Raw genomic sequence first — 23,400 nt, forward strand, 5'->3', positions numbered from 1 at the left:
CGAATATAAATGATTTTTTAGTTGTTATCATTTCTATTGGAGTGTTCCCTACGGTCTCCTCCACGATTATCTCTATTATTAGAGCGATTTCTGTTGTCCCTTCCTCGATTGTCGTTTCGTCTATTATCGCGACGGTCGCCACCTCCATGTGAAGATCTTTCTTTGTAACCTTCAGGTTTTGGCATCAACACTTTGCGTGAAACTCTATCTTTTTTGGTTTTAGGATCTATACCCATGTATTTAACATCTAGTACATCGCCCATATTAAGAACATCAGTAACATTATTGGTGCGTTCCCAAGCAATTTCACTTATGTGTAAAAGCACTTCATTTCCTGGAGCCTCAACATATTCTACAACAGCACCAAATTCTAGAATTTTGATAACTTTAACTTCATAAACACTTCCAACTTCCGGTTTAAATGTAAGAGCATCTATTTTTGCAAGAACAGCATCAATACCAGCTTGGTCAGTTCCTAAAATTTCAACAATTCCTTCTCCGGTTATTGGATCTTCGTTAATAACGATAGTTGTTTTGGTTTCCTTTTGTAGTTCTTGAATAACTTTTCCACCAGGACCAATAAGTGCTCCAATGTAATCATTAGGAATGGTAGCGTAAATAATCTTAGGAGCATGAGGTTTAACTTCAGCATTTGGTTCTGCTATTGTATCTGTCAGCTTTTCAAGAATATGCATTCTACCTTCTCTTGCCTGCTTTAATGCTTTTACCAAAATCTCATAGCTAAGACCTTTGATTTTGATATCCATTTGACAAGCCGTAATTCCATCGGCAGTACCCGTTACCTTGAAGTCCATATCTCCTAAGTGATCTTCATCACCTAATATATCACTAAGGACTGCATATCGTTCGCCGTCACTTATTAATCCCATGGCGATACCTGACACAGGTTTTTTCAATTGCACACCTGCATCCATTAGTGCCATAGTTCCTGCGCAAACAGTTGCCATTGAAGACGATCCGTTGCTTTCCAATACTTCAGAAACAACTCTTACAGTGTATGGACAATCTTCAGGAATCATTCCTTTTAATGCTCTTTGAGCTAAGTTCCCGTGTCCAACTTCACGTCTTGATGTGCCTCTGATTGGTCTAGCTTCACCAGTTGAAAATGGAGGGAAGTTGTAATGTAAATAAAAGGTCTCTTCACCTTGGAATGTTGGCAAATCGATAACATTCGCTTCTCTTGAAGTACCCAAGGTAACAGTTGCTAACGCTTGGGTTTCACCTCTTGTGAAAATTGAAGAACCATGTGTTGAAGGCAAATAATCTACTTCACACCAAATTGGTCTGATATCTGTAGTTTTTCTACCATCTAAACGTAATCCTTCCTCTAAGGTTAGATTTCTCACAGCTTCTTTCTGCGCTTTTCCGAAATATTTAGAAATTAATCCACCTAATTCCTCTTGTTCCTCTTCAGTATAGTTGGCAAGGATACCATCTTTTACCTCACTAAAGGCAAGTCCTCTTTCTTGTTTAGAAGAGGCCATTTTAGCAATGTCATAACACTTTTGGTAGGCAGCCTCATAAACTGCTTGCTCCAAAGATTCATTTTCAGTTTCTGACTCGTATTCTCTAGTTTCTTTTATGCCTACTTGTTCAGCCAAGCGAATTTGAGCTTCACACTGTACTTTAATAGCTTCATGGGCAAAACGAATTGCATCGGCCATTTCCTCTTCAGAAATTTCATCCATTTCTCCTTCAACCATCATTACAGAATCAGCAGAAGCACCAATCATCATATCGATATCTGATTCTAAAAGTTGCTCACGGCTAGGGTTTATTACAAACTCACCGTTAATACGACCAACTCGTGCTTCAGAAATGGGTGTTTCAAATGGTATATCACTCAATTGTATTGCGGCAGAAGCGGCAAGTCCTGCAAGTGCATCAGGCATAATGTTATCATCATGAGACATCAATTGAATCATCACCTGAGTTTCGGAGTGGTAATCTTTTGGGAATAACGGACGTAAAACTCTATCCACCAAACGCATTGTTAATACTTCGTCGTCACTAGGTCTTGCTTCTCTTTTGAAGAACCCACCAGGATAGCGACCTGCAGCAGCGAATTTTTCTCTATAATCTACTGTTAATGGTAAGAAATCGACATCAGCAGCATCGTAATTTGAAACAACTGTACATAGCAACATTGCGTTACCCATTTGCACAACCACAGATCCGTGTGCTTGTTTTGCCAATTTTCCAGTTTCGATGGAAATAGTACGTCCATCGCCGAGGTCAATAACCTCTTTAAAAGTTTTTGGAATCATAAATTATTTTTCTAATTAAACATTGGTAACCGCCTTTAAGACGGCTGAGGTTGTGTTGTTGTAGTTGTGTTACCAATGAAAAACTATGTGCCCAACTAGCATTGGGCTGCTTCATTTTTTGTTGGCCGGTACTTCAAAGATAAGCATTTTAATACCATTTGAAGATAAACTTCTTGGCTTGCCAAGCCATTTATATAAAAAAACCACGCACAAGGCGTGGTTTATGGTTATTTTCTAAGACCTAATTCTTTAACGATGGCACGATACCTTAAGATATCTTTCTTAGTTAGGTAATCTAGCAACGATCTACGTTTACCAACTAATTTTACCAAAGAACGCTCTGTGTTAAAGTCCTTACGGTTTTGCTTTAAGTGTTCTGTTAAGTGATTAATTCTGTAAGTAAATAGGGCAATTTGTGCCTCAGGAGATCCGGTATCGCTTTTGCCGCTACCGTACTTTTCAAAGATCTCCGTTTTCTTTTCTTTTGATAAATACATGCCAATATTATTTAAATGATCCTTATGTATATCTGAAAGTCTTTCTTTCAGGCGGCAAAGATAGTCAAATTCATTAATTAATAACATAAAATAATCTTTTTTGCGTTTAGTACGTATCGAACGTTAAACCTATTATTAATTAAAACGTCTAAAAAACATAAACCTAAATCAAATTCTCATGAAAAAACCTTATTTAACAAGGCTAACTTTCTTAGCTGCAACTATGTTTACTTTAGCATTATTCAATTGTTCAAGCGATGATTCCAATGATGATAACGGACTATCCACTCAAGAATCTACAGAGATTGCATTTAACTCTAATATGGATCAAACTGAAGCTGCCATAGCAGATTTGGTCATTGGGATTTATGAAACAACTTCTGCACAAGATGTTGGGCGAGTTTCGTCTACTAGCAGTAACATCCCTGATTGTTCAACTTTTAATATTTCAGGTAGTAGTACTTATAGGGAAGTGGTCATTAATTTTGGTGATAATTGTAATATAAATGGTCATGCTGTGACGGGAACACTTAAAGTTTCCTATAATCGGGATCCTAATGCCCAACAGATTTCGATCAACTATGAATTGGAAAATTTTACGATTGATGAAAATGGAGTAGAGGGAGCAATGTCCATACTGTTTCAAAGATCAAATGGAAATGGAAATCCACAATTTACCCATAACTTAAATTTAACCGTAAATTGGAAAAATGGTATGACCTCCTCTAGGACAGGACAAAAGGTTAGAGAGCAGATAGAAGGTGCCGGAACTGCAATCTTTAGTGATAATGTTTATTTAATTACCGGAAGTTGGACCAGTGCTTTTGCAAATGGTAACACACATAATTATGAAGTTTTAACTGCTTTAAGAAGAGAGGCTTCATGCTTTTATTTTGTAAGTGGAACCGTAAGTGTGAAAAGAACTTTGTTTGAAGGCTTAATGGATTTTGGTTCTGGCGAATGTGATGATAAGGCCATCTTCACTTTTAGCAATGGAAGAATTGTGAATATCAGCATGAACTGATCTATAGTCACTTTGTGACAAAAAAGGAGCGGCAATTGCCGCTCCTTTTTTATAATATATTAAATCAATTTACTCTCTTAGAGGTTGATTCGTAATAAGATCAATGTATTGATTGATTTTGTTTTTTAAATCTTTTCGATGGGTGATAAAATCTAAAAAGCCATGTTCTAACAAGAATTCGGCAGTTTGAAATCCATCAGGTAGTTTTTGTCCTGTTGCTTCTTGTACAACCCTTGGCCCTGCAAAACCGATTAAGGCACCTGGTTCACTAATGTTAATATCACCTAGCATTGCAAAAGATGCGGTAGTACCACCAGTAGTCGGATCTGTACACAACGAAATATAAGGTATTTTAGCATCGGCTAACTGGGCCAATTTTGCAGAGGTTTTTGCCAATTGCATCAAAGAGTATGCAGCTTCCATCATACGTGCACCGCCAGATTTTGAAATAATAACAAAAGGAATATTATTTTTCAACGAATAATCTGCAGCTCTTGCAATTTTTTCTCCAACGACACTTCCCATGGATCCTCCAATAAATGAAAAATCCATACAAGCAACCACTAAATCTTTTCCTTTAGATTTGCCAATGGCAGTGCGAACTGCATCTTTTAAACCAGTCTTTTCTTGAGCACTTTTTAACCTTTCGGGGTATTTTTTTGTATCCTCAAAACTCAATGGATCTTTAGAAACTAAATTTGGATCTAGTTCCTTGAAATCACCATCATCAAATAAAATCTGGAAATATTCTTTACTGCCAATTCGAACATGATAACCGTCTTCTGGACTTACAAAATAATTCTTCTCTAATTCCTCAGTATCTATAATTTTACCGGTAGGTGATTTGTACCAAAGACCTTTAGGAGTATCTTTCTTTTCTTCGGTTGTTGTTGTGATTCCTTTTGTTTTGCGTTTAAACCAAGACATAAAATGTGGGATTTATAAATGCTATCTATTAAAAGATCAATACAAGTTAAGAATTATAATGTATTCACGTTGTTAAGGTCTTCAAAAGCCTTTTTAAGTCTTGCAACAAAAGTTTCTTCACCCTTACGTAACCAAACTCTTGGATCGTAGTATTTTTTGTTTGGAGAATCTGGTCCGTCAGGGCTACCAATTTGGGATTGAAGATATTCAGACTTATCCGCCATATAATCTCTAACACCGCTCATAAATGCATATTGCATATCCGTGTCAATATTCATTTTAATAACTCCATATCCAATTGCCTCACGAATTTCTTCGACCGTTGATCCAGAACCGCCATGGAAAACAAAATCTATATGATTAGGTCCAAGATTGTATTTTTCAGAAATATATGTTTGAGAGTTTCTCAGAATTTTCGGGGTTAATTTAACGTTTCCGGGTTTATATACGCCATGTACATTTCCAAAAGCTGCAGCAATCGTAAATTGGTCACTTACCTTACTTAATTCTTCAAATGCATAGGCTACTTCTTCAGGTTGGGTGTAAAGTTTAGAATCATCTACATCTGTATTATCTACTCCGTCTTCTTCACCACCCGTAATACCTAATTCAATTTCCAAAGTCATACCCATTTTGCTCATTCGCTCAAGGTACTTTTTACAAATCTCTATATTTTCCTCCAACGGTTCCTCTGATAAATCAATCATATGTGAGCTATACAAAGGTTTCCCTGTTTTTGCGAAATGTTCTTCGCTAGCATCGAGCAAACCATCGATCCAAGGCAATAATTTTTTTGCACAATGGTCTGTATGAAGGATCACAGGAACACCATACGCCTCCGCCATTAAATGAACATGCTTAGCTCCAGCTATTGCCCCAACAATTGCGGACTTTTGGTTTTCATTGCTCAAGGATTTACCTGAATTGAATTGTGCACCTCCATTTGAAAATTGAATAATGACCGGTGCGTTTAGGCTTTTAGCGGTTTCAAGTACTCCATTTATGGTGTTAGAACCGATAACGTTAACAGCGGGAAGGGCAAATCCCTTTTCCTTAGCTAATTTGAATATTTCCTGAACTTCCTTTCCGGTAGCTACCCCTGCTTTAATATTATGTGACATGATTGGATTTTTTGTGTAGAAATAATTTTGCCAAAAATACGGAAAATATTGATTAAGACTTTGAGGTTTCAGTGCTTTTTACCAGTAAAAGTCACCGCAATCGTTTTAGATTACGACGTGAATTACAACTATCTGAATCATATTTCTTTGCTATGTAGATTCTAAATTTAGTCTAAAAACAATTACGAACTCATTCTATAATAATTTAAAGAATATTGTATTTTTCTAAACCTAAAAATCATATTCTCAAATTGCATAAAAATGAAATTTAACCCCCTTAATTTACTCGTTATAATTTGTCTCCCAATTCTGGTACTTTCACAGCCTTTCAATGGTAATAAAACTACCTATGAAGCAGATGTGGTTATTTATGGAGGAACATCTTCTGGGGTTATTGCTGCTGTAAAGGCTGCCGCTTTAAATAGAAAGGTCATTTTAGTTTCACCAGATAAACATTTGGGAGGTATGTCTTCTCACGGTTTGGGATTCACCGATAGCGGCCATAAAGATTTGGTTGGAGGTTTAGCTAACGAATTCTATAAAAAAATATATGATCATTATTCAAGGGAGGATGCATGGAATTTGGTCTCTAAAGAAAATTTTGGAAATAAAGGGCAGGGAACCGCAGCTTTGGATGAAAGTACCGAAACGATGTGGACCTTCGAACCTCATGTGGCTGAGAAGGTCTTTACAAATTGGGTGAAGCATCCAAATATTGTCATTCTTAAAAACGAATGGTTAGATCGAAATAAGGCATTAGATTTTCAGGATAAATCTATTGAGGGTTTTTATACGCTATCAGGTAAACATATAAAAGGAAAGGTTTTTATAGATGCTACCTATGAAGGGGATTTAATGGCAGCTGCAGGTGTTGCATACACTGTGGGTCGAGAAGCAAATAGTGTTTATGGTGAATCCTATAACGGAATTCAGCAAGGGGTTTTTATGCACCATCATAATTTCAAGCATTTAAAAATTGATCCCTATTTAACTAAAAAAGACCCAAATTCTGGGGTATTGCCAAAAATCTCAACAGATGATATTGGAAAGAACGGGGAAGGTGATCACAAATTAGAAGCGTATTGTTATAGACTTTGCTTAACCAGATTAGAAGACAATAAAATACCGATTACTAAACCCGAGGGTTATGATCCTAAAGATTATGAGCTATTAGGCCGTATTTATGCTAAAGGGTGGGATGAGACTTTTCATAAATTTGATGAAATACCAAACGGTAAAACAGATGTGAATAACCATGGTCCCTTTAGTTTTGATAACATTGGTATGAATTATGATTATCCGGATGCTTCTTACGAGCGCAGGAATGAAATACTTGAAGAGCACAAAAGCTATCAACAAGGATTAATGTATTTCACGATGACAGATTCCCGAGTTCCAGAAAAGATAAGGAAGGAAATGGCCAAATGGGGTTATGCAAAGGATGAATTCACAGACAATGGTGGTTTCCCAGATCAAATATATGTAAGGGAGTCTCGTAGGATGTTGGGTGAATATGTGATGACTGAGCTAGATGTTATGGGAAAGAGAGATACTCCGGAATCTATCGGTATGGGTTCTTATAATTTAGATTCTCACAATGTTCAACGATATATTACCAAATCAAATCATGTTCAAAATGAAGGGGATATAGGGGTAAAACCTCCGCATCCTTATGTTATTGCAATGGGCACTATATTGCCTAAATCTAATGAGTGTACAAATTTAATTGTGCCTGTATGCGTTTCAAGTTCCCATATTGCCTTTGGCAGTATTAGAATGGAACCCGTCTATATGCTTCTTGGTGAATCTGCAGCTCAGATTGCCGATTTGGCTATTGAAAACAACTCTACTGTTCAAAATGTCCCTTATTCAGAATTGAAAGATAAATTAGAGGAGGCTGGTCAAATTTTAACCAACACTAGATTAGACTAATCTGTAGCGGAGTAAATACTGTGAAGAATTTGTAAATCCTTTACACTAAATGATCCATCGTGTATAATTAGTCGATATTCTAGTACAATAGGCTTGTCTTGGGGAACTTCAATTATCCTTGAACCTGGATACGGATAGACCGCATTTTGCATGCTCTTTTCAGATCGCAAAATCCAATTTTCGGGATAATAGGGATTGTTGGAATTGCAAAGAATCGCTATTCCAGATGGCTGTTTCTCATTTTCTATATTACCGGTAAAATCCATCCAGCCATATCCTTCAATGGGTAGATTATCTGGTTTTACCGATCCATTTTTATTTCTAAAACTTAAGTTATTCGGTAGTTTAATTCTAGCAGAAAAACCCCCATAACCCTTTTCATCTTCAGATCCTCCAATTTTAATACCAGGACTTAGAGCCCGTAATGCAATTCTTATTTGTATAAGACGATAATTTTCCGATTTCGGATGTACATAAATTGAATTTTTCTCCTCAATAAAAGGGATTTGGCTATCCAAAGTGTCCACAATTTTAGGAGAATACCAGTGAACCTTATTGACTATCATAAGCATGTCCATGACTGATTTAGCCTCAGTGTTTTCAATGTTCCAACGAACGCCCTCTAAAGTCCAACCATCACCAAGTCGCACCGAATCCTTATAAATTTGATGCCATGCCCAGAAAATTCCTCTATGATGCAAGTGGTCTTCAGGAAAGTCTTCTGTTATTATTTCACCATTCCATCCATAAACAGGATGTAAATAATTGTTTCTTGAAAATTTTCCGTTTTTAGATTTAGGTTGTACCTGATATTTAAGGATAGGACCTTCAGAATCTTTGAATAAGAATCCGTCTGTTAAAGTGTCTAGCTCTACTTTCTGGGAATATCCAATTGTTGTCGAAAAAATAAAAATTGCCCAATAAAGCGCTTGGAGAAAATTTATGTTAATCCTATAGTTTATTAAATTATTTGTCAAGACATTAATTTGCAATGGATTAAGATGCACACTAAAAAGGATAATTAATACCTATGTTGTAAACCGCTGAGGCAAAATTATAATTCCTAAACCAACGGTCACCCAAAGGTTGAGATGGGTTGTAAGTTTTAAAACCGACATCTCCCCTTAACACAAAATACTTGAAATCATAACGAAGACCAAAACCCGATCCTACGGCAATATCTTTAAGTGAACTAAACCCGTCAAAGGTTGCACCTTCATCAGTAACATCATCGAAAATGTTCCAGATATTACCAACATCTACAAATACAGCCCCATTAAATGGACCTATTAAATTAAATCGCTGTTCTGCTGAGAATGCCAATTTAAAATTGGCCTCATTAAATTCGTTAGTTGTTTGTGAACTTCCGGGTCCTAAGTTATAGGCTGTCCATGCACGGTTGTCATTGGGTCCACCTGCAAAGAATGATTTGGAAAATGGAATATTGCTGGCGTTGCCGTAAGGTATGGCAATACCACCATAAGCTCGGATTGCAAAAATATTTTTCGCTCCAAGATTCCAATATTTAATATAATCAACTTCAAATTTTGTGTATTGTGAATAAGGGACCCCAAAAATTTCATACCTACCTTCCGAATCTTTTTGGAGATTGATAAGTTTCGATACTGAGGAAAGCGTATTACCGGCCAATTCCACTCTAAATCTAAATAGTGAAAATTCATCATCAAAAAGACTTTCCCGTTTATCCCTTATATAGCCAAAATTAGCTGCGAAAATTAAGTTGTCCTGAGTTAGTCTTTGTTTTCTTTGATTGATGTTTGCAACAGAAACATAATCCCTATCATCTGGGGTTAGGCTTGTGTTGTTATTTAAAACATCTTCAATAAATTGGTCTGCACCTTCAGGGATTAATAAAGTCTCTTGGTCGGGAATATAGCCTGTACTCATGGCTATTTGGTTTAAGCGCTTGAAAGAATTTTCATATACCCTAAAGTAATTTTCGACATTCAAATTTTTCACGTATTGGATATTGAAAAGATCTGCATTTAGTGTTATAATGTCCTTTGGTTTCCAATTATAAGTAAACGAAGTTGTAAAAGTCTGCTTGTCAAGTCCGATATTACGCTGACCAGTCATTGTAGCCGAAATCCTCGTGCTAGGCGACATGTATTTTTTAATAATCTTATCCGTTTTAAAGGGAAAGAAAATACGGGGTATTATTAATTTCAAATTGGCTCCCACTTCATTAATATCAAAAAACTGATCGCGATTACTAGACAAGCTTGCATCTCTAGAGGAACCAATGGAACCTAAAAGAGAAAACTCAAGATTTTCAGCCCCTCTAAAAATATTTCTAATTTTTATACCACTACTCACCGTAAATCCAATTGTTTGGATATCACTTTGGGTAACATCAAAATTAAACCCAAGCTCATATTTTTTACGAGGAGCTAGGAATATGTTGTAGTCCAAAGTACTATCATTAACCTCTACGGCCTCAATGGAGGGGTATCTAAAGGTGTTTAATTGGCTTAAACCCCTAGCTGTTCTTGTAACATTGATATTTCTAAATATTTCATCCTTCGTTAAAAATATTGCATCGGCTAATGCCCTCGGCCTATATTTTAATTTGTCTACAGTATAGAAATTAAAATGTTTATAGGTAACCGTATCTTTTATGGTTTCATTTCTATTATCGAAGGAATAATCGGGGTAAATATTTACATTATTAATTTTATAAATTCTAAATGGCTCACGATAGGTCGAATCACCAACTCGGATTTCCCGATCTCCAATTAAAATTTCTGTGTCGAGTTTGTGGTCTTTACCAATAGTATCTAAAGTGAAAAAAACATAATCTTCTTGAAAATGATAAACCCCTGAATTACGCATTACGGATGTAATCCTATCTCTTTCTGCCGTGTAGTTATCTTCAAAATAGGGATCTCCTTTTTTCAATATAGATTCATTTTTTGTAGAAACATATAGAGAGTCTACAATAGGAGTAGAAATGGTTTTAAAAATCGAATCCAGTAGATATCGTTCTCCAGTTTCAACATTATATTGGGCTTTAATTTTTCTGGATTCATTTTTGGGTATAGTATCATAAGATACTTCTGCATCAAAATACCCAATACTATAGTAATATTTGTCAAGTTGAACAGTGGTCTTGGTAGCTTGCTGAGGGTTAAAAATTGCAGGAGGTTCACCAATTCGTTTTATCCAAGAATTCAAGTTTTTTTGGGATCTTACCCAAGCTTCATACTGTTTTAACGAGAGTAAATTTCTTAGAAAAGTTTTGGGTTTTTCAGGATTATGGTATTTCTCATTTAGTATAGAATCAATATTGGGTCGAGCTAAGTTGTAAATGTGTAGTTTAATTGGAAGGCCCAATAATGAGGTGTTTGGCTTTTGAAAAATGTTATTTGTTACTTCTTCATCCTTCTCCTTTTCGCCATTAACTAGAATTTCATTTTCAACCAATAATTGTTCATCCTCCCCAACCCGTTTTAAAACGTTGCAGGAAGAGAAAATTAACAGGACAATTATTAGAAGTCCAACGTATTTAAATGGATAATTCAATTAAGAACGATACTAAATTTTGGGAACCATTTCCAAAGGTACTTTATTTGCGCTTTTCATGTAAAGAATATTTTCTTCAAAAAAGATTACCTTGCGTATTCGGTTAAGAGCAAAGGTAACTACAATTTCATGCTATCTAAATCTCAACAAAAACTAATTAATTCTCTTCAGAACAAAAAGTATCGTAAAAAAAATGGACTTTTTGTTGTAGAGGGAGTAAAAGGTGTGAGTGAGTTTCTAAATTCAAAGTATATACATCACGAACTTTTTTCCACTGAAGATTTGTTCAGTCTTCCTTTTGTAGATATTACCGAAACAGACCTTAATAAGATTAGTTTTTTACAATCTCCCAATAAAGTTTTAGGTCTCTTCCGAATTCCTGAACCAAAAAATATTGTGGATTTAGGATTGATAGTTGCTTTAGACAATGTGAGGGACCCAGGAAATTTAGGTACCATAATAAGATTATGCGATTGGTTTGGTGTAAAACAATTGATTTGCAATGAGGGTACTGTTGATTGTTACAATCCTAAGGTAGTTCAGGCTACAATGGGATCTTTAACTAGGGTAAACATAAATTATTTGAACCTTTCTAATTATCTGGAGATGACTAAACAGCCAATTTTTGGAGCCTTTATGGAGGGTGAAAATGTTTATTCTGCTGAACTGCCAAGGTCAGGAATTTTGGTAATGGGGAATGAAGCCAATGGAATCTCCTCTGAAATTGAAAAGTTGGTAAGTAAGAAATTGTCTATCCCTTCTTACGGTTCTGTTGAAACGGCAGAAAGCCTAAATGTTGCAACTGCCACCGCAATCCTCTTAAGTGAATTCAGGAGAACTACTGAAAGGTAAAGTTTAAGAATACCCCCCTAGATTGCATTGAATTTATATTGTTGGTCCAAGGACTATTGGGATCACGGTCTCTTACTACTTCATCATTAATGGCAAAAACACCACGAATGGAAGGGCTGAATTTAAACCAATAAAGGTAAAAGTCGATTCCAAAGCCAACTTCCCAAAATAACATACTGCGTTTAGTTCTAAACTGGCCAACGCTGTTATCATCTGGGTTTTCTTGGTTACTTGATAGATTCAAGGCGGCTGAAACTCCACCGAGAACGTAAGGCTTAAAATTATTTAAGCGTTTAGTTGAAACCTTTAAAAGAACTGGAAAATGTACGTAGGTAGATTTTACTTCACGCAATAGGTCATTATCATTAACACTTTGCCCATTAAACCAATCTTCGCCGTAATATAGGTCCCTTTGATTAATATATAGACCTGGTTCGAACCTTATATTGAAATAATCATTTAACCTTAAGTCTGAAACTAAACCAACATTAAACCCAGTATTCATTTTTGTTTGAATGTCACTTTGGTCTCTATTGTAGGTAAATTTAAAATCATAGGTATTGAGCCCCAGAAAGAAACCCCATGTCAATCGCTGTTTATCAAAATTTTCTTGGTTTAGGATTTTTTCCTTAGAAAATAATTGAGCTGGCGCGCTGTGCGCAATCATCAAAAATCCAATAACAAAAAGTAATTGCTTCATGCAGACTTAGAGTTGATTATTCGGTTTGTGCTAATTCGTTCTTTTGTGTTTCAGCCTTTGAGGCTATATAGATACTTGCCACACCTAATGTTAGGGGCAGGTCTTCGACATTAATAAACCCAATTTTCCGCAAAATATTGTTGAGAGTTTCTCCGTATGGAAATGTTGCAGCCGATTCTGAGAGATAACCATAGGCAGATTTATCTTTTGAAAAAACTTTGCCAATAGCCGGTAATATATATTTAGTGTAGAAACGGTAGCCTTGTTTAAATGGGGTTTTAGTTGGCACAGAGGTTTCTAAAATTACGAAACGCCCTTGTGGTTTAAGAACTCTTAATATTTCACTTAAACCTAATTCCAGATTTTCAAAATTTCGTATACCAAAAGCTACGGTAATAGCATCAAAGGAATTATCTTCAAAGGGTAATGCCTCAGAGTCTCCTTCAACAAGTTCAATGGTATTATTTAGTTTTTTTTCAACAACTTTTTTTCTGCCAACTTCTAACATCCCTGGACTAATATCCAGACCAACAATTTTTTCGGCCTTGGTTTCCATCAAATTAATAGCTAAATCACCTGTACCTGTGGCTATATCCAAAATAGAATTTGGATTAATTTGCTTTACAAGGTCTACAACTTTTTTTCTCCATTTAACATCGATTCCGAAGGATATAACTCGATTTAGTTCATCATAAGAGCCAGAAATTTTATCGAACATGGTGGTTACCTGTTCTTTTTTTGTCTTTTCGCTATTTTTATATGGAGTAACTTTTGAGGCCATAAAACTTTTGGCAAATATAGAATATCTGTCTTAAGTAATGGGAAATAGTTTATGGTTATGGGATTAAAATCTTGTAATGCAAATTCTATTTAAATACTATATTTGTAAGTATATAAAGTTTCAAGTATTCTAATGCCTGATCTTAACTTAACGGGCTTTTTATTTTAATTAAAGTAGCTAACATCCTTTTTATATGAAGATTATAATCGCTGGGGCAGGGGAAGTAGGGTTCCATCTTGCTAAGCTGCTTTCTTATGAATCACAAGAAATAACTCTTATAGACACTGATCGAGTTAACTTAGCTTATGCTAGTGACCATCTAGATATAAGGGTTGTTAAAGGAGATGCAACTTCCATTACTGTCTTAAAGGATGCTCGTATAAAGAATGTAGATTTATTTATAGCCGTAACTTCTTCTGAAACAACAAATATTACCTCTAGTGTCCTTGCTAAACAATTGGGAGCCAAACGAACCATTGCACGGATAGCTAATGTTGAATTTATTGAAAATCAAGAGGATGTAGGTTTTACCAAATTTGGAATTGATGAGTTGATTTCACCTGAATCTTTAGCTGCAGCTGAAATAGAATTACTTTTAAATCAGTATGGATTTAATGATAGCTACGAGTTTGAAGACGGCGTGCTAACCATGTTAAGTTTACGTCTCTCAAGAACCGCTAGTTTTGTTGGTAAAACTGTACAAGAAGCCGCAGAACATTTCCCAGAACTTCATTTTGTCCCTATCGCTATTCAACGCTATGCAACCCAATATACTTTAATTCCAAGAGGAGATACGCTTTTCAAAGAAGGGGACAAGGTTGTTTTCATCACTTCCAAAGGTGGTGATATGGAATTGTTTGAACTTTCTGGTAAAGTTAAAAGTGAAATAAAGAATGTAATGATTTTGGGTGGAAGTCAAATTGGTTTGAAAACTTCTAGGGAATTGTGCCAATCAAAATTTAAGGTTAAAATTATTGAGAAGGATAAAGATATTGCTTTCGATTTGGCTGATGAACTTCCAGATGTGTTGGTGATAAACGGAGATGGTAGAAATGTGGAATTATTGGAGGAAGAGAATATTGAGGATATGGATGCATTTATCTCCGTTACCGGTAATTCTGAAACCAATATTATGTCCTGCCTAGTGGCAAAATCGAAAGGCGTTAAAAAAACAATTGCATTAGTAGAGAATATGGATTATTATCAGCTTTCTCAATCAATCGGAATCGATACATTAATAAATAAGAAACTCCTAGCGGCAAATAATATATTCAGATTTATTAGAAAGGGAGAGGTTGTAGCTATGACCAAACTTAATAACTTAAATGCGGAGTTGCTGGAGTTTGAGGTTAAATCTGCCTCTAGAATTACCCAAAAGAAAATAAAGGATTTAAAATTTCCTCGCTCTGCCATTATCGGTGGGGTCATTAGAGAGGGTAAAGGAATAATCCCATTAGGAGATTTTCAAATAGATATTGGTGATAAAGTCGTAGTTTGCTGCTTGCCGACTTCCATTACACGAGTTGAAGAATTCTTTTTTTAAAATATCCTGCACTAGATGAAATTGAACACTAAGATTATTTGGCATTTTTTCGGACTGCTAATGGTGTTCAATGGGGGATTTATGTTATTAGCCGCACTGATCAGCCTTATTTATCAGGATGGGGTTACTCCAAAAATTGCATTGGCTGGATTCTTGGTATCTGCTGTTGGTGCCTTAATGATGTTCGTTACCAAAGACCATCGTAAAGAATTAAATAAGCGAGAAGGTTATGTTGTTGTTGCTTTCGGCTGGGTGGTAATGGCATTTACAGGAACATTACCATACCTGTTTACAGGTTCTATTCCTACTATTACTGAAGCGTTTTTTGAAACAATGTCTGGATATACTACCACAGGGGCATCGATTTTAAATGATATAGAAATTGTACCCAAAGGAGTTTTGTTCTGGCGAAGCCTAACCCACTGGATAGGTGGGATGGGAATAATTGTTCTTGCAGTAGCAATTTTACCACTACTGGGTATTGGTGGTATGCAGTTATTCGCAGCTGAAGCTCCTGGGCCAAGTGCCGACAAATTGCATCCACGTATCACAGACACGGCTAAGCGTCTTTGGTTAATCTATTTTGGCTATACCGCTGCTGAGACTTTGTTGCTGCAAGCTGCAGGAATGTCTTTTTTTGATGCCATTAATCATGCGCTTTCTACCTTGTCTACCGGAGGTTTTTCGACCAAAAATGCTAGTGTAGCCCATTGGAATGGGGAACCAATCATTCAATATATCATTATTGTCTTTATGTTTTTAGCAGGGACCAATTTCGTTTTGAGCTATTTTGCTTTTAAAGGAAGGGTTCAAAAAGTAATTAGGGATGAAGAATTCAAATTGTATTTTAGGTTTATCTTCATATTTACGGTTATCGCTTCTTTGATAATATATTTTAGGGCTGATTTCTTACAATCCACCATAGATCATCCAATGGTCTGGGGTAGAGGTGAAAGTTCCTTTAGGCATGGTTTATTTCAAGTTCTAGCAATTATTACCACAACAGGTTTTGTTTCAGCGGATTATACCGCCTGGACACCATTTCTAACAGTCTTTTTCTTCGGATTGATGTTTCTTGGAGGAAGTGCGGGCAGTACATCGGGAGGTATTAAGGTTGTACGTCATTTGTTAATGATTAAAAATGGATTCTTAGAATTTAAACGTGCATTGCACCCTAATGCAGTATTACCAGTTCGATATAATTCAAAATCTATACGAGGTGAGATCGTATTTAATATTCTAGGATTTTTTATTCTTTATATGCTATCCTTTATCATTGGCTCCGTAGTTTTTGGAATGATGCAGATCGATTTTACTTCCTCAGTTGGTTTAGCCGCTTCAACTCTCGGAAATGTTGGTCCAGCGCTCGGTAGCTTTGGGCCAGTTTACAATTATTCGGCCTTACCTATGATCGGTAAATGGTGGGCCTGTTTTCTCATGCTGATAGGCAGGTTGGAGCTTTTTACAGTCCTTATACTTTTAACACCATTTTTCTGGCGTAATCGCTAATTACATATTTAGCCGATTCTGTTAATTGTAACAATTTTTTTCTGTTATCGTCATATAGATGTAATAATCATCAATCAATCAAAAAATGAACGTAGCAGTAAACCACCCAAGAGTAATTGTTGGAAGAAGAATAGAAGTGGATGTAATTGATCGTCCTTCTGGATTTATAACTTCCAATTATAAAAAAATCGTAGAGTATAATTTAGAAAGGGTAAATCCGGACAGTTTGTATGCTAAAAGGCTTGTTGCGAAGCATAGGCTTTTAAGGGGTGCCAATTCTATGGAAATACTTTTAAAGTTCAGCCTTTTTGCTGCTTTATTGAGCATAATTCTTTAAGAGAATTGTTTCAATATAACCCATATCATTCAATACTTAATTCATAACACAGGTTATTAGGTGGGGTAGGCAGCATTAATGTTATTCTCAGAAATTACAAACTGTTGGGTAAAAAGAGAAGTAAGGTATCTAATATTTACAATGATTCTAGCTATAGTACTTGTACGATTAAAAAAATATTGCCTTATGAGCTTCCCAACCTTTGATCATAAATTCAATACCTGAAAGGCTAAAAAGAGAAAAGTATACTCGCGACATTAAACTTGTTGTTTTTATGCTATTCGCTGCGAGTATACTTTTTGCAAGTTTATATGAACTTTTCAGTTCGGAGTGACTTCAAATAAATTAGGCTAAGGCCTCTTTTATTCTTTTAATTGCTTCTTTAATTTGCGATTGTGAGGCTGCATAGGAAATTCTAATACAATTAGGGTTTCCGAAGGCGTCTCCAGTTACAGTTGCCACTAATGCATGTTCTAATAAAAACAATGAAAAATCTGTAGCATCCTTAATCGTTGTACCTTTTAAAGTTTTTCCGAAATAATAAGATATATCTGGGAATACGTAAAATGCACCTCCTGGTTCAGAAGTTTTAAAGCCAGGTATTTCTCCTAAGAGCCCAAGAATTAAGGATCTACGCTCTTTAAATTCATTAATCATGTATTGAATTCTAGAAGGAGGTTCGTTTAAGGCAGTTATAGTTGCACGTTGAGCAATACAATTGGCTCCACTAGTAACTTGTCCTTGAATTTTATTGCACGCTCTTGCTATCCATTCAGGTGCACCAATGTAACCAATTCTCCATCCTGTCATAGCATATGCCTTAGACACACCATTAACGGTTACGGTTCTATCGTACATATCTTCAAACTCAGCCATGCTAGCATGACCACCAACGAAGTTTATATGCTCATAGATTTCATCTGAAACAACTATAATTTGTGGAAAGTCTTTCAAAACATCTGCCAAGGCGCGCAATTCTTCTTTGCTATAAACAGATCCGCTTGGGTTACAAGGTGAACTGTACCAAATCATTTTGGTTCTTGGGGTAATTGCCGCCCGAAGTTGATCAGGAGTTAATTTAAAATCATTTTCTAAAGAAGTTTGAACTTCTACTGGTGTACCCTCCGCCAACTTAACTATTTCAGCATAACTTACCCAATATGGACAAGGCAAAAGCACTTCGTCTCCAGGATTAAGAGCGACTAAAGCAACATTTGCTAAAGATTGCTTCGCCCCTGTTGAAACTACAATTTGGGATGGTTTATATGAAAGATTGTTATCGCGTTTAAACTTAGTAATGATGGCTTGTTTTAACTCCCCGTATCCATCAACTGGAGTATAGGTGTTGTAACCTTCATTTATTGCTGCAATTGCAGAATCTTTAACAAAATCAGGAATTTCAAAGTCTGGTTCACCCAAACTCAACCCAATAATATCTTTACCTTGCTCTCTTAATTCTCTAGCTTTTGCAGCCATGGCAAGGGTTTGCGATGTTGATAGATTTTTAATTCTATCGGATAGTTGGTCCATTATGTAGTTAATATTAATTTAGGCTGTCAAGGCAGGTTTGGCCCCCATTTCTTTCAAAAACCTGAAATGGGCTAAAATCGCTTTTCTTGTTGTTTCGTATTCTTTATACGGTAGATTAAATTCCAAAGCAGTTTGTTTCACAATTTTAGAAATTTTCGTGTAGTGAATATGACTAATGTTTGGGAAAATATGATGTTCAACCTGATGATTTAAACCTCCGGTGAACCAATTAATCAACCTATTTTTTGTTCCAAAATTCACGGTAGTATGTAATTGGTGAATTGCCCAAGTATTCTCAATAGTTCCATCTTCAGCTGGCAATGGCATTTCTGCTTCATCCATTACGTGAGCCAATTGAAAAATTACACTGAGAATAATTCCAGCGACATAATGCATCACAACAAAACCAAGAAGTACTTTCCACCATGGAATATCTAAAACAAGCATTGGAATTACAATCCAGATGCTTAAATAAACAACTTTGCTAAGAGCCAAAATTGTCCAATTTTGCCATGGCCTTGGAAGCTCTCCATAAGATAGTTTGCGTTTCATGTAGTTACGCATTTGCAACCAATCTGTCGTAATTGCCCAATTTAGGGTAAGAAGGCCATAAAGTAATATTGAATATAGATGTTGGAATCTGTGGAATTTTTTCCATTTGGCATGTTTGGAAAATCTTAATATTCCTTTTGCATCTAAATCTTCATCATGTCCGTGTATGTTGGTGTATGTATGGTGTAATACATTATGCTGTACCTGCCAATTGTAAACATTTCCAGCTAGTATATAAATGCTTCCGCCCATTAGTTTATTTATCCATTTTTTACTTGAATAAGAACCATGGTTTCCATCATGCATTACATTCATACCGACACCGGCCATACCTATTCCCATCACTACCACAAGGAGCAATTGTGCCCATCCTGGAATGTCAAGGGTAAGTATTAGGAAATAGGGAGCCAAAAACAAGGCGAACATTACTAATGTTTTTACCCAGATTTTCCAGTTACCGGTTCGTTTTAAATTATTTTCTTTAAAATAGTCGTTTACGCGTTTATTGAGAGTTCTAAAAAATTTTGCTGAGTCATTACGCGAAAAACTTAGGGCCTGTTTGGTCATTAATTCTATGTCTTAGTGAATAAATTTTGATTACAAAAAATTCAGCGCAAAGATAGCTAATAATAATAGGCGCATGGACATATAATAACAAAAATTAACCATTAATTATTATATATTTTTGCTAAAAAATTAAGAGAATGGAAACTATCTTGGATTATTTTCAAAATCTAAGTTCAGAGCAAATTAAACAATATGCTTCCTTGGAAGCTTTGTACCAAGATTGGAATCTGAAAATAAATGTGGTGTCTAGAAAGGATATCGACGAACTTTACTTAAGACACGTATTGCATAGTTTGGCAATTGCAAAGTTCATTAATTTTAATCCTAAAGCTAAAATTTTAGATGTAGGAACGGGCGGTGGTTTTCCTGGAATTCCTTTGGCAATTATGTTTCCAGAAACTGAGTTTGTATTAGTTGATAGTATAGCCAAAAAATTGAAGGTTGTTCAAGAAGTAGTGGAGGGTTTGGGCTTAAAGAATGTTTCAACCATACATAGTAGAGTAGAAGAAATCCCAGGGAAATTCGACTTTATTATAAGTCGTGCTGTGGCAGCGATGCCTACTTTTGTGCATTGGACAAGGGGAAAGATTTCTTCAAAACAGAACCATACTATAAAAAATGGAATAATTTACTTAAAGGGTGGTGATTTGCAAGAGGAATTAAAGGGATTCCCAAATGCAAAAGTGATCGATTTATCTTCTTATTTTAAAGAAGATTTTTTTGAAACTAAGAAAATAGTATACCTGCCAATATAATCTTAATGGGTTTTGATGTATTCTTTGTAGTCCTCAATGCTTTTTAACAATATTTGTTTAGCAGTTTCAGAGTTTTGAAATTCCTCAACAACAACAGTTTTATGCTCTAGCTTTTTATAATCTTCAAAAAATGTTTTCAGTTCCCTGAAAAAATGATCAGGTAATTCAGATATATCATTAATATGATTTACCGAAATGTCATCATTGGCAACTGCAATAATTTTATCATCCATTTCTCCTCCATCAAGCATTCGCATTACTCCGATGACCCTAGCACGTAAGATGCATAGAGGAAACACTTCAATTTGAGAAAGAACAACGATATCTAATGGATCCTTATCGTCACAAAAGGTTTGAGGAATAAAACCGTAGTTGGATGGATAATGCATTGCGGAATAAATAACCCTATCCAATTTCAAAAGCCCAGATTCTTTGTCTAATTCGTATTTGGCTCTGGTATTTTTTGGAATTTCAATGATTGCGTTTACTACGTTGGGTATATCATCCCCTATGTCTACATTATGCCATGGATTACTAACTTTATTCATCATTGAAATTTTTGGCAAAGATAGCCATACTTGTTATATCGTATTGGTTTGAATTTTATTTTCGACAAAATTGCTCAATAATTAGACTGTGTTGAGGGAATTTTTCTAATAATTGTTTTTTTGATGCCAACTCAAAGTCGGAAAAGTCAAATCCCGGAGCAACAGTACAGCCAACTAATCCATAAGAGTCTGGTTTATCAATATTCGCTGCAAACCAATGGTTTGCGGGTATTACAACCTGAAATTCTTCGCCAAGACCAACCTTGTTACCTACTCTATGGATTTTTAAACTTCCATTTGGATCAATGTCATAAATGGTGATACATTCACCTTCATAGAAATGCCAAATTTCGTCTTGGTGAATTTTATGAAAAGCTGAATACATGGACGATGTCAATAGAAAATAAATGGATGTAGAATAATTTCGTTTTCCTTTAAGTTGAAGATTAACGTCATTAAGTTCAATGATTCCTTTACTCCTATAATTTTCTTTAAAATACCCTCCCTCTGGATGTGGAGATAATTGAAGTTTATCTATTAAATCGTTTGCTCTACTCATTCTTTTATTATAATGAAACAGTAAAAAAAAGCCCGTTTCAACGGGCTTTTTTAACACAAAATTTTATTATCCCAAGAAGGGGTATCTATAATCCGTAGGCGTTACGAAAGTTTCTTTAATTAGCCTTGGTGAAACCCAACGTAGTAGGTTTAGAGAACTACCTGCCTTATCATTTGTTCCTGATGCTCTTGCACCACCAAATGGTTGTTGGCCAACAACAGCGCCCGTAGGTTTATCATTTATATAAAAGTTTCCTGCCGAGTTTTGAAGTGCTTGGGTAGCTTCCTCTATGGCGTATCTATCAGTGGCTAAAACGGCACCCGTCAAGGCATAAACACTTGTTTCGTCAACTAATTTTAAAGTTTCGGAATAAGCGTTATCCTTATAAATGTAAATTGTAATTACAGGACCAAATAATTCAGTACACATGGTGGTGTATTTTGGATCTGTGGTTAGGATGACAGTTGGTTCTATAAAATAACCCTTGCTCTTATCATAACCTCCGCCTGCAATTATCTCCGCATTTGCATCTTTTTTGGCTTGGTCGATAAAACCAGCAAGTTTGTTGAAGGCACCTTCATGGATTACCGCCGTTATAAAGTTGTCCATGTCTTCAGGTGATCCCATTTTGAAGGATTTTATATCATCCAACAAATATTTTTTTACATCACCCCACAAGCTTTCAGGTATGTAGGCTCTAGACGCAGCGCTGCATTTTTGTCCTTGTAATTCAAAAGCACCTCTGGCAATTGCAGTAGCAACTTGTTTTGCATTTGCTGATGGATGAGCGATGATAAAGTCTTTTCCACCAGTTTCTCCTACAATTCTAGGGTAATTTTTATAATTATGAATGTTTTCACCTATTTGTTTCCAAAGGTTTTTAAATACATCCGTGGAACCAGTAAAGTGTAAGCCTGAAAAATCTGGGTGCGAAAGGATAGTGTCGGTGATCATAACCGGATCCCCCATAATCATGTTTATAACTCCATCAGGCACACCAGCTTCCTTGAACACCTCCAATATCACCTGGGCCGAATAGACCTGACTATCACTTGGTTTCCATACAACAACATTTCCCATTAATGCCATACTAGCTGGTAAATTTCCCGCAATTGCGGTGAAATTAAATGGAGTTACGGCATAGGTGAATCCTTCAAGCGGTCTATATTCAACTCTATTCCATGCATCTGAAGTACTTTCAGGTTGTTCCGCATATATATCGGTCATATACTGAACATTGAAGCGTAAAAAATCAATCAATTCGCAAGCGGCATCTATTTCGGCTTGGTGAATTGTTTTAGACTGGGCAATCATTGTTGCCGCATTGATTTTAGCTCTATAAGGACCAGCAATTAATTCAGCTGCTTTTAAAAAGATTCCTGCACGTTGTTCCCATGATAATTGAGACCATTTTTTCCTTGCTTCCAATGCAGTTTCAATTGCCTCTTCTACATGTTTCTTTTCAGCTAAATGGTAATGCCCTACAATATGTTTGTGGTCATGTGGAGGGGACATTGGTTTTGTACTGGTAGTTTTAACTTCCTTTCCGTTTATGAATAATGGCACTTCAATTTGACTCTTAAACATACTTTTGTATGCACTTAAAACAGCATCCCTTTCAGGTGATCCTGGAGCATATGTTTTTACAGGTTCATTAACGGCAATTGGTACGTTGAAAAATCCTTTTCCCATCGAAATTTATCTTTTTAGAGTTGATAGTTATTTTGCGAACGCAAAGGTACGCTATTATAGATTTTCAACCAATGAAACAGTCCTAAAAAGGCGTTAAATCTAAGATTGATGGCTAATATGACCTGTTGGGTTTTTTGATAAAA

General features: G+C 35.9%; 20 protein-coding genes. 7 read left to right on the forward strand and 13 right to left on the reverse strand.

Annotation, left to right across the window (positions count from 1 at the left end; all coding sequences use genetic code 11):
- Window positions 1-17 precede the first annotated feature (17 nt).
- Entirely contained in the window at window positions 18-2,288 is a 2,271-nt protein-coding gene (locus ISU00_RS10405; RefSeq protein ID WP_228850596.1) for a polyribonucleotide nucleotidyltransferase, read from the reverse strand.
- 227 nt (window positions 2,289-2,515) lie between these two features.
- Entirely contained in the window at window positions 2,516-2,785 is a 270-nt protein-coding gene (rpsO, locus tag ISU00_RS10410; RefSeq protein WP_228853727.1) for a 30S ribosomal protein S15, read from the reverse strand.
- A gap of 178 nt (window positions 2,786-2,963) precedes the next feature.
- On the opposite strand from rpsO, the gene ISU00_RS10415 reads away from it, so the two are divergent.
- The gene (locus ISU00_RS10415) at window positions 2,964-3,809 is read left to right on the forward strand and encodes a hypothetical protein (RefSeq protein WP_228850597.1); all 846 of its coding nucleotides are present in this window, start codon (window positions 2,964-2,966) and stop codon (window positions 3,807-3,809) included.
- A gap of 69 nt (window positions 3,810-3,878) precedes the next feature.
- Here the strand turns inward: ISU00_RS10415 and accD are convergent, their stop codons facing one another.
- Both accD and fbaA read right to left on the reverse strand, forming a co-directional pair.
- Entirely contained in the window at window positions 3,879-4,736 is an 858-nt protein-coding gene (gene accD / locus ISU00_RS10420) for an acetyl-CoA carboxylase, carboxyltransferase subunit beta (protein ID WP_228850598.1), read from the reverse strand.
- Between the two features lie 53 nt (window positions 4,737-4,789).
- Window positions 4,790-5,857, reverse strand: a complete 1,068-nt coding sequence (gene fbaA, locus ISU00_RS10425; RefSeq protein ID WP_228850599.1) for a class II fructose-bisphosphate aldolase — start codon at window positions 5,855-5,857, stop codon at window positions 4,790-4,792.
- Window positions 5,858-6,118: 261 nt separating this feature from the next.
- Between fbaA and ISU00_RS10430 the strand changes: the two genes are divergently transcribed.
- The gene (locus ISU00_RS10430; protein ID WP_228850600.1) at window positions 6,119-7,789 is read left to right on the forward strand and encodes an FAD-dependent oxidoreductase; all 1,671 of its coding nucleotides are present in this window, start codon (window positions 6,119-6,121) and stop codon (window positions 7,787-7,789) included.
- On the opposite strand, the gene ISU00_RS10435 is transcribed toward ISU00_RS10430, so the two are convergent.
- Complete coding sequence (locus tag ISU00_RS10435) at window positions 7,786-8,766, reverse strand: DUF6807 family protein (RefSeq protein WP_228850601.1); 981 nt, start codon at window positions 8,764-8,766, stop codon at window positions 7,786-7,788. The genes ISU00_RS10430 and ISU00_RS10435 overlap by 4 nt on opposite strands.
- 31 nt (window positions 8,767-8,797) lie before the next feature.
- Window positions 8,798-11,332 (reverse strand): translocation and assembly module lipoprotein TamL, encoded by a 2,535-nt coding sequence (gene tamL, locus ISU00_RS10440; protein WP_228850602.1) that lies wholly within the window; start codon window positions 11,330-11,332, stop codon window positions 8,798-8,800.
- Between the two features lie 129 nt (window positions 11,333-11,461).
- On the opposite strand from tamL, the gene ISU00_RS10445 reads away from it, so the two are divergent.
- On the forward strand, window positions 11,462-12,184 hold the full coding sequence (locus tag ISU00_RS10445; protein WP_228850603.1) for a TrmH family RNA methyltransferase: 723 nt from the start codon (window positions 11,462-11,464) through the stop codon (window positions 12,182-12,184).
- Here ISU00_RS10445 and porT read toward each other — a convergent pair.
- Both porT and ubiE read right to left on the reverse strand, forming a co-directional pair.
- Complete coding sequence (porT, locus tag ISU00_RS10450; protein WP_228850604.1) at window positions 12,171-12,884, reverse strand: type IX secretion/gliding motility protein PorT/SprT; 714 nt, start codon at window positions 12,882-12,884, stop codon at window positions 12,171-12,173. The two genes, ISU00_RS10445 and porT, sit on opposite strands and share 14 nt — an antisense overlap.
- A gap of 16 nt (window positions 12,885-12,900) precedes the next feature.
- The gene (ubiE, locus tag ISU00_RS10455) at window positions 12,901-13,665 is read right to left on the reverse strand and encodes a bifunctional demethylmenaquinone methyltransferase/2-methoxy-6-polyprenyl-1,4-benzoquinol methylase UbiE (protein ID WP_228850605.1); all 765 of its coding nucleotides are present in this window, start codon (window positions 13,663-13,665) and stop codon (window positions 12,901-12,903) included.
- Window positions 13,666-13,858: 193 nt separating this feature from the next.
- On the opposite strand from ubiE, the gene trkA reads away from it, so the two are divergent.
- From trkA to ISU00_RS10470, 3 genes are all read left to right on the forward strand, one after another.
- On the forward strand, window positions 13,859-15,208 hold the full coding sequence (trkA, locus tag ISU00_RS10460) for a Trk system potassium transporter TrkA (RefSeq protein ID WP_228850606.1): 1,350 nt from the start codon (window positions 13,859-13,861) through the stop codon (window positions 15,206-15,208).
- Between the two features lie 15 nt (window positions 15,209-15,223).
- Complete coding sequence (locus ISU00_RS10465) at window positions 15,224-16,717, forward strand: TrkH family potassium uptake protein (RefSeq protein ID WP_228850607.1); 1,494 nt, start codon at window positions 15,224-15,226, stop codon at window positions 16,715-16,717.
- 85 nt (window positions 16,718-16,802) lie between these two features.
- Entirely contained in the window at window positions 16,803-17,054 is a 252-nt protein-coding gene (locus tag ISU00_RS10470) for a hypothetical protein (RefSeq protein WP_228850608.1), read from the forward strand.
- Between the two features lie 345 nt (window positions 17,055-17,399).
- Here ISU00_RS10470 and ISU00_RS10475 read toward each other — a convergent pair whose 3' ends face one another.
- Both ISU00_RS10475 and ISU00_RS10480 read right to left on the reverse strand, forming a co-directional pair.
- Entirely contained in the window at window positions 17,400-18,584 is a 1,185-nt protein-coding gene (locus ISU00_RS10475) for a pyridoxal phosphate-dependent aminotransferase (RefSeq protein WP_228850609.1), read from the reverse strand.
- Between the two features lie 18 nt (window positions 18,585-18,602).
- Window positions 18,603-19,703: a fatty acid desaturase family protein gene (locus ISU00_RS10480; protein ID WP_228850610.1), complete on the reverse strand. Its 1,101-nt coding sequence runs from the start codon at window positions 19,701-19,703 to the stop codon at window positions 18,603-18,605.
- Between the two features lie 137 nt (window positions 19,704-19,840).
- Between ISU00_RS10480 and rsmG the strand changes: the two genes are divergently transcribed.
- A complete protein-coding gene (gene rsmG, locus ISU00_RS10485) occupies window positions 19,841-20,458 on the forward strand; it encodes a 16S rRNA (guanine(527)-N(7))-methyltransferase RsmG (protein ID WP_228850611.1) in 618 nt (205 codons plus the stop codon).
- A gap of 2 nt (window positions 20,459-20,460) precedes the next feature.
- Here rsmG and ISU00_RS10490 read toward each other — a convergent pair whose 3' ends face one another.
- From ISU00_RS10490 to pruA, 3 genes are all read right to left on the reverse strand, one after another.
- Complete coding sequence (locus ISU00_RS10490; RefSeq protein WP_228850612.1) at window positions 20,461-21,009, reverse strand: inorganic diphosphatase; 549 nt, start codon at window positions 21,007-21,009, stop codon at window positions 20,461-20,463.
- 52 nt (window positions 21,010-21,061) lie between these two features.
- Window positions 21,062-21,565: a cupin domain-containing protein gene (locus ISU00_RS10495; protein ID WP_228850613.1), complete on the reverse strand. Its 504-nt coding sequence runs from the start codon at window positions 21,563-21,565 to the stop codon at window positions 21,062-21,064.
- A gap of 66 nt (window positions 21,566-21,631) precedes the next feature.
- Window positions 21,632-23,257: an L-glutamate gamma-semialdehyde dehydrogenase gene (pruA, locus tag ISU00_RS10500; protein WP_228850614.1), complete on the reverse strand. Its 1,626-nt coding sequence runs from the start codon at window positions 23,255-23,257 to the stop codon at window positions 21,632-21,634.
- Between the last annotated feature and the right edge of the window lie 143 nt (window positions 23,258-23,400).

Source organism: Aegicerativicinus sediminis (assembly GCF_015476115.1).
In the GTDB taxonomy this organism is placed as follows: domain Bacteria; phylum Bacteroidota; class Bacteroidia; order Flavobacteriales; family Flavobacteriaceae; genus Aegicerativicinus; species Aegicerativicinus sediminis.

Excerpts from the sequence above, each read along its gene's own strand:
- ISU00_RS10405 (WP_228850596.1), bottom strand. The coding sequence starts at position 2,288 with ATGATTCCAAAAACTTTTAAAGAGGTTATTGACCTCGGCGATGGACGT.
- rpsO (WP_228853727.1), bottom strand. The coding sequence starts at position 2,785 with ATGTATTTATCAAAAGAAAAGAAAACGGAGATCTTTGAAAAGTACGGT.
- ISU00_RS10415 (WP_228850597.1), top strand. The coding sequence starts at position 2,964 with ATGAAAAAACCTTATTTAACAAGGCTAACTTTCTTAGCTGCAACTATG.
- accD (WP_228850598.1), bottom strand. The coding sequence starts at position 4,736 with ATGTCTTGGTTTAAACGCAAAACAAAAGGAATCACAACAACAACCGAA.
- fbaA (WP_228850599.1), bottom strand. The coding sequence starts at position 5,857 with ATGTCACATAATATTAAAGCAGGGGTAGCTACCGGAAAGGAAGTTCAG.
- ISU00_RS10430 (WP_228850600.1), top strand. The coding sequence starts at position 6,119 with ATGAAATTTAACCCCCTTAATTTACTCGTTATAATTTGTCTCCCAATT.
- ISU00_RS10445 (WP_228850603.1), top strand. The coding sequence starts at position 11,462 with ATGCTATCTAAATCTCAACAAAAACTAATTAATTCTCTTCAGAACAAA.
- porT (WP_228850604.1), bottom strand. The coding sequence starts at position 12,884 with ATGAAGCAATTACTTTTTGTTATTGGATTTTTGATGATTGCGCACAGC.
- ubiE (WP_228850605.1), bottom strand. The coding sequence starts at position 13,665 with ATGGCCTCAAAAGTTACTCCATATAAAAATAGCGAAAAGACAAAAAAA.
- trkA (WP_228850606.1), top strand. The coding sequence starts at position 13,859 with ATGAAGATTATAATCGCTGGGGCAGGGGAAGTAGGGTTCCATCTTGCT.
- ISU00_RS10465 (WP_228850607.1), top strand. The coding sequence starts at position 15,224 with ATGAAATTGAACACTAAGATTATTTGGCATTTTTTCGGACTGCTAATG.
- ISU00_RS10470 (WP_228850608.1), top strand. The coding sequence starts at position 16,803 with ATGAACGTAGCAGTAAACCACCCAAGAGTAATTGTTGGAAGAAGAATA.
- ISU00_RS10475 (WP_228850609.1), bottom strand. The coding sequence starts at position 18,584 with ATGGACCAACTATCCGATAGAATTAAAAATCTATCAACATCGCAAACC.
- ISU00_RS10480 (WP_228850610.1), bottom strand. The coding sequence starts at position 19,703 with ATGACCAAACAGGCCCTAAGTTTTTCGCGTAATGACTCAGCAAAATTT.
- rsmG (WP_228850611.1), top strand. The coding sequence starts at position 19,841 with ATGGAAACTATCTTGGATTATTTTCAAAATCTAAGTTCAGAGCAAATT.
- ISU00_RS10490 (WP_228850612.1), bottom strand. The coding sequence starts at position 21,009 with ATGATGAATAAAGTTAGTAATCCATGGCATAATGTAGACATAGGGGAT.
- ISU00_RS10495 (WP_228850613.1), bottom strand. The coding sequence starts at position 21,565 with ATGAGTAGAGCAAACGATTTAATAGATAAACTTCAATTATCTCCACAT.
- pruA (WP_228850614.1), bottom strand. The coding sequence starts at position 23,257 with ATGGGAAAAGGATTTTTCAACGTACCAATTGCCGTTAATGAACCTGTA.